9 protein-coding genes are annotated in these 4,801 nt (G+C 37.1%); 7 read left to right on the forward strand and 2 right to left on the reverse strand.

Annotated elements, in window-relative coordinates; genetic code table 11:
* The 7 genes from ACFIMM_RS03490 to ACFIMM_RS03520 all read left to right on the forward strand — a co-directional run.
* A partial coding sequence (locus tag ACFIMM_RS03490) for a hypothetical protein (protein ID WP_375692621.1) occupies positions 1-436 on the forward strand: 436 nt, incomplete at its 5' end.
* A 67-nt stretch (positions 437-503) separates the two neighbouring features.
* Entirely contained in the window at positions 504-704 is a 201-nt protein-coding gene (locus ACFIMM_RS03495) for a type II toxin-antitoxin system HicA family toxin (protein WP_375612550.1), read from the forward strand.
* A complete protein-coding gene (locus tag ACFIMM_RS03500) occupies positions 701-1,096 on the forward strand; it encodes a type II toxin-antitoxin system HicB family antitoxin (RefSeq protein WP_375613839.1) in 396 nt (131 codons plus the stop codon). Before ACFIMM_RS03495 ends, ACFIMM_RS03500 begins: the two co-directional genes overlap by 4 nt.
* Positions 1,097-1,555: 459 nt before the next feature.
* Positions 1,556-1,870: a hypothetical protein gene (locus tag ACFIMM_RS03505; RefSeq protein WP_375675079.1), complete on the forward strand. Its 315-nt coding sequence runs from the start codon at positions 1,556-1,558 to the stop codon at positions 1,868-1,870.
* Between the two features lie 3 nt (positions 1,871-1,873).
* The gene (locus ACFIMM_RS03510) at positions 1,874-2,455 is read left to right on the forward strand and encodes a hypothetical protein (RefSeq protein WP_375682510.1); all 582 of its coding nucleotides are present in this window, start codon (positions 1,874-1,876) and stop codon (positions 2,453-2,455) included.
* Between the two features lie 567 nt (positions 2,456-3,022).
* Positions 3,023-3,769, forward strand: a complete 747-nt coding sequence (locus ACFIMM_RS03515) for an antA/AntB antirepressor family protein (protein ID WP_375629428.1) — start codon at positions 3,023-3,025, stop codon at positions 3,767-3,769.
* Positions 3,766-4,044 carry a hypothetical protein gene (locus tag ACFIMM_RS03520; RefSeq protein WP_375613974.1) on the forward strand — a complete coding sequence of 93 codons (279 nt, stop codon included), beginning with the start codon at positions 3,766-3,768 and terminating at the stop codon, positions 4,042-4,044. Before ACFIMM_RS03515 ends, ACFIMM_RS03520 begins: the two co-directional genes overlap by 4 nt.
* A 51-nt stretch (positions 4,045-4,095) precedes the next feature.
* Here the strand turns inward: ACFIMM_RS03520 and ACFIMM_RS03525 are convergent, their stop codons facing one another.
* A complete protein-coding gene (locus ACFIMM_RS03525; protein WP_006589112.1) occupies positions 4,096-4,401 on the reverse strand; it encodes a BrnA antitoxin family protein in 306 nt (101 codons plus the stop codon).
* Complete coding sequence (locus tag ACFIMM_RS03530; RefSeq protein ID WP_375613975.1) at positions 4,379-4,645, reverse strand: BrnT family toxin; 267 nt, start codon at positions 4,643-4,645, stop codon at positions 4,379-4,381. The genes ACFIMM_RS03525 and ACFIMM_RS03530 overlap by 23 nt, the downstream gene beginning before the upstream one ends.
* Positions 4,646-4,801 lie beyond the last annotated feature (156 nt).

Here is a 4,801-nt window from a genome sequence, read left to right on the forward strand (position 1 = left end):
ACCCATGGATAAATTGGCAATTGAAATGCGTGCCAAACGCTTTGGCTTGACCATAGAAGAGGCTAAAAATCCGCTTTCCGGAACCTATATCGGGCGGTTTTATTTGCAAGGTGAAATCAATCAAGACCAATATGATGCTGCACAAAAATATCTTGAAGTGAAAAACAATTATCTATGTGCAAAAGGATTGCCTAATGCAATTTATGATAACTTTACTCCTTCATCAAATGAGGAGGCACAAAAACGGTGGATTGAAAGAGCAACTCATTGTTATGAAGAGACGAAAGAGGTTATCAAAGAAACACAACACCTCTATAGACAGTATAATCTTTACGCTGCATTACAATATCTTGTTATAGAAGATCAATCGTTAACACATCTTGTTAGCTCTTTGCGTATTGTTCTTAATGCGCTTCATAAGCATTTTAGCCATTAAAAAAGAATTGACATCAGATGAAAAATCATTAAAATGTGTATATATTTACACATTATGAGTTTAGGTAATGGAACAAGATAGCCGAAAAATCATTGCAAAATTAAAGCGTGATGGCTTTGAACTTATCAAAGTGAAAGGTTCTCATCATAAATTTAAAAAAGATGATAAGGTTGTTATCGTTCCACATCCTAAAAAAAATCTTCCGATTGGTACAGCACGTTCTATCGCACAACAAGCAGGCTGGTTAAAAGAAGGAGAAGAAGAATGAAAAGATTTTTTGCTCTTGTTCATAAAGATGAAGAATCTGCTTTTGGTGTTCAGTTTCCTGATTTTGAGGGACTTTTTTCTGCTGCTGATGAGGAAGAAAATTTAATCGCAAATGCAACAGAAGCACTCCAACTTTATTGTGAAGATATAGATAGAGTGCCTATTCCTTCAAAATTTGAAGAAGTCATACAACGGAAATCTGTCAAAACAGCTTTGTCAGAAGGAGCTTTTTTAATACAAGTTCCTTTTATTGAAAATGATTCAGAAGTCATACGCACAAATATATCAATTGAACGAGGGCTTTTACGTGCAATTGATAATTGTGCACAAAAGAGAGGTTTAACAAGATCTGCTTTTTTGGCAACAGCAGCCCGTCACGAGCTTAATATTTAGCTCATCAATCTGGAAAAATTTCTCACTCTCGATTTTTTTACAAAAGCGTGTAATTGCATATGATCCGCAAACTATTAATGAAAATCAAAAGGCGGCAGGCAAACAAAACGCTATAGTTAAGAGGGATATAACTATCATTGATATTATATACATGGCATCTAATATTTCTGGACCTGTCATTGCCTTTCCCTCCTATAATAATTTCACAATAATTTATAAAATCTAAAATATAGATTTTTTTGTTGGCATGGTGTAAAAAATCGTATTTAATGATGGCACTGCATTGGTTGTATTGCGTCCAAAATTCAAAAATATTCCCAAAAATTCAATGAAATATCAAGCCTTTAATATGGCTAGAAAGCTCTGTTTTCTAGATAATTCTGACTAATCAATTTTTCACAGAATAACAATCAATATTTGACTAATGATGTCATTAATTATGACTCAAAAGGAGCAATGATGAAAACTGTCATCACTAAGCCAATGTGTGTTGTTGGAGACAATAAAAGCACTGTTCGATTTGAACCATCAACACCCAATAATCCATTTGTTGAAGTTTCCAATCAAGTCTACGCACGTCTCAAGCGCGCTAATGCTGTAAAACCTTTTATTGGAGTCAAGACAACAGCAAAAACAGACAAGGCAGTTGAACAAATTAAGCAGATAAAACAAGAAGCCGTACAAACATCGTCTGAACCAGTGACAGAGGAAATTCCACTCGAACAGCCAAAAGCATCTAAAGCTTCCAAGTCACCTACCCCAAAAAAGGCTTAGAAGTTGAAGTTAATCATCCACCCAAAATGCTATCTTCAACAGGTGAAGGATACCTTCACAAACCTTCAAGCACCACGCCTTAATTGGGCTCTGCGTAATGCTCTAAACACTGCAGCAAAACAAGTTGAACGCTTTACTGAAAAGCAAGTTGCAGACATCTCATCAGCCCAAATAAAGCGTATAAGAAGAGGTGTTTATATTAAAGAAAAGGCAACAGCAAGGTTTCTTGAGACAGATATCATTGGTTCTGGAACACCGATACCTCTTAAATTTTTTAAAGCAAACGAAACAAAACGCGGCGTAACTTACACACTGTTTGGAAAGAAAGAAATCTTACCCCATGGTTTTATCAAGGGAGGCAGTTTTCCAAAGCGTGTTGAATTGAAAATGGGAGGGAATGTGTTTCAAAGAGATGACGGAGATCAATTCCCCATTGCAAAACAAGAAGGACCTTCAATTGCTAAAGTGATGTCTAAGCCAGAAATTGCAAGTGCTATTGTAAAAGAAGCCAATGAAAGATTAATTGCCAATATACAGTACCAACTTGCTCGTCAAGAATATGCCGCCAATAAGAAAGCTAAATAATGTTCTTAAGCTATGTCACCACACTACTCACTTTAATTGTAATTTTTAAAGCAGATTATCACTTGCGCTTTGGTTTTCTCCAGAAAAAATACAATAAAATCAATGCAAAAGGTACTTCCCAGCGGGTTGGCTTCGTTGCGGGGCAGGCGAGCGCGAACTATCGCTAGCGACAGAATTTTCAAATCAACTGTACATTGTACACTTAACTCATTGATAAATAACAAATTTAATGTGTCCTCATATACACACTGTACAATAGTGGATTATTTTTTAGAAAAAGTTTTTTATCACTTGACAAGACAGTATCATTATATCTATTGTCGAATCAGGTGCCTAAGAAACACCTTAAAACAACTAGCGGATTGGTTGCCGAAATAACTCGTTTTCCGCAATTTAAAAGCTTTGACTCATTGTATGCTATATGCATATAATAATATTGTCGGGTGTGGTTATGCCATATAATACCCTTTCGGGGAAAGCATAACGACGGGCTAGTTGCCGTGTTTCTTAGCGCCCGGCACTCTTTTAGAGTGTCATTAAGAAACCTCTAACAACTAGGAGTTCATTATGAACACACTTATAGAAATATCAGAACAGGTTATTGATCAGGAAACTGTTCAAACTGTTAATGCGCGTGAATTGCACGCATTTTTGGAAATTACATCAAAGTTTGCAGACTGGATTAAAAATCGCATTAAAGAATGTAATTTTCGAGAAAATATAGACTTTATAGGTTTTTCTAAAAATTTAGAAAAAGGTGGGCGCCCAAGCATAGAATACTACCTCACCTTAGACATGGCTAAACACCTTTCCATGATAGAGCGTAACGATAAAGGACATGAAGCTCGTCAATATTTTATCAAATGTGAACGACTTTTGAAACAAGTAGCAACACCGCAAATAAATCTTGCCAATGCATTGGAAAATCCTCTTACGATCAAACAGCTCCTTTTAGAGAGTATTAATCAATTAGAAGACTTAAGAAATGAGGTGAATACACTCAAGCCTAAAGCAGAGGCTTTGGAAGGCTTAAAACGCTCTGATGGTTTATTCGGTCTTATTGAAGCAGCAAAGATGTTGGAAGTACGACCAAAGGATTTAACTGATTACTTGCGTAAACATGGTTGGGTGTATCGGCGTACTCCAGGGGCGCCTCTGTTACCTTATCAAGATAAAATCAAAAAAGGTTTCATGGACTGTCCTGCTATCACCATTCAAAGACCAGATGGTACAGAAAAAGTGCTCCCTTCAACAAAAATTACATCCAGAGGATTGGCATGTTTGAGAGAGCAAATCTTTGGGGGTGTGCAATGAATAGCAGTGTCGACTTCTTATGCGATTTGTGGATAGCGTTGGCTCAATTTTCCAATCATCAAAGTGTTGGAGATGAGGATTGTAACACGCTGGTGCAGGTCATGGGCGTGGTGGAAAAAGCTTTGATTTTAGAACTTCAAGATGAAGTGCCCAATTTTACAAAGATTCTGGCAGTTCTTACAGATTTCGGAGCTTCAGAGTTTCCCATGGCTATGAATCCTTTTTTGAAAGCTTACGAACCAGATTTAGAAAGCCCCATTAAAAAGGTTGCTTAACTTAAAAACAGAACTCCCCTCCCCGTTCTCAAAAATGGGGAGGTGGTTGGTTTAGCTGCCACTTGCTTTTTTTAAGACTTCACCCATACGTGTTCGCCAATCTTTTCCTTGTTTTTTAAAAGAGGCAATAACATTTGGGTCGAGACGGAGAGTAACCGCTTGTTTAGGAGATTCAACGGGTGGACGCCCACGTTTACGGCGCTCTTCTGTTACATACTTAAAAAAAGAGGCTGGTAAAACGTCTTTAGCTGGCTTTAAGCGTGCAAGTTCTTCATCTGTTAGTGGTGGGGAATCCACAGCGTCCCAGTCTTCTTTTGTATAGCCACATCCTGTTTCAAAGGTTTTTTTGATAGTCATTGAAAACCTCTCTTTCTTTTTTATTCGCTTGACGAAAACTGATAATGGATATCGCTTCATTGCCAAGCTTTGCAAAAACAATAACTGTTGTGCCATCCGCAAAATGTCCAATAGCCTTCATGCGGTTTGAATGGGTTGCATCAATAAGAGCATGTTCCCAGTCAAAGTAAATAACATCAGCAAAATCAAGCTTATGTTTAACAATGTTTAAAGCTCTTTTTGGTTCATCCCACACTATCTTCATATATTTTATGTACACGAAAAATAAAGCCTTGTCAATAATTAAAGTGTACAATAATTCGTATATACCATTCAAAATGGAGCAACTATGAATAAGAAGAATCGTAAGGGTCTATCGGTTCGTGCGTTTGCGAAGAAGATGGGTGTTTCACATAATGCA

It is taken from the genome of Bartonella sp. AP258QHHD, assembly GCF_042196145.1.
Lineage (GTDB): Bacteria > Pseudomonadota > Alphaproteobacteria > Rhizobiales > Rhizobiaceae > Bartonella.

What these genes read in the sequence shown, in the direction of transcription:
- ACFIMM_RS03500 (WP_375613839.1), top strand. Translation starts at nt 701, where the DNA reads ATGAAAAGATTTTTTGCTCTTGTTCATAAAGATGAAGAATCTGCTTTT.
- ACFIMM_RS03530 (WP_375613975.1), bottom strand. Translation starts at nt 4,645, where the DNA reads ATGAAGATAGTGTGGGATGAACCAAAAAGAGCTTTAAACATTGTTAAA.
- ACFIMM_RS03515 (WP_375629428.1), top strand. Translation starts at nt 3,023, where the DNA reads ATGAACACACTTATAGAAATATCAGAACAGGTTATTGATCAGGAAACT.
- ACFIMM_RS03525 (WP_006589112.1), bottom strand. Translation starts at nt 4,401, where the DNA reads ATGACTATCAAAAAAACCTTTGAAACAGGATGTGGCTATACAAAAGAA.
- ACFIMM_RS03505 (WP_375675079.1), top strand. Translation starts at nt 1,556, where the DNA reads ATGAAAACTGTCATCACTAAGCCAATGTGTGTTGTTGGAGACAATAAA.
- ACFIMM_RS03495 (WP_375612550.1), top strand. Translation starts at nt 504, where the DNA reads ATGGAACAAGATAGCCGAAAAATCATTGCAAAATTAAAGCGTGATGGC.
- ACFIMM_RS03520 (WP_375613974.1), top strand. Translation starts at nt 3,766, where the DNA reads ATGAATAGCAGTGTCGACTTCTTATGCGATTTGTGGATAGCGTTGGCT.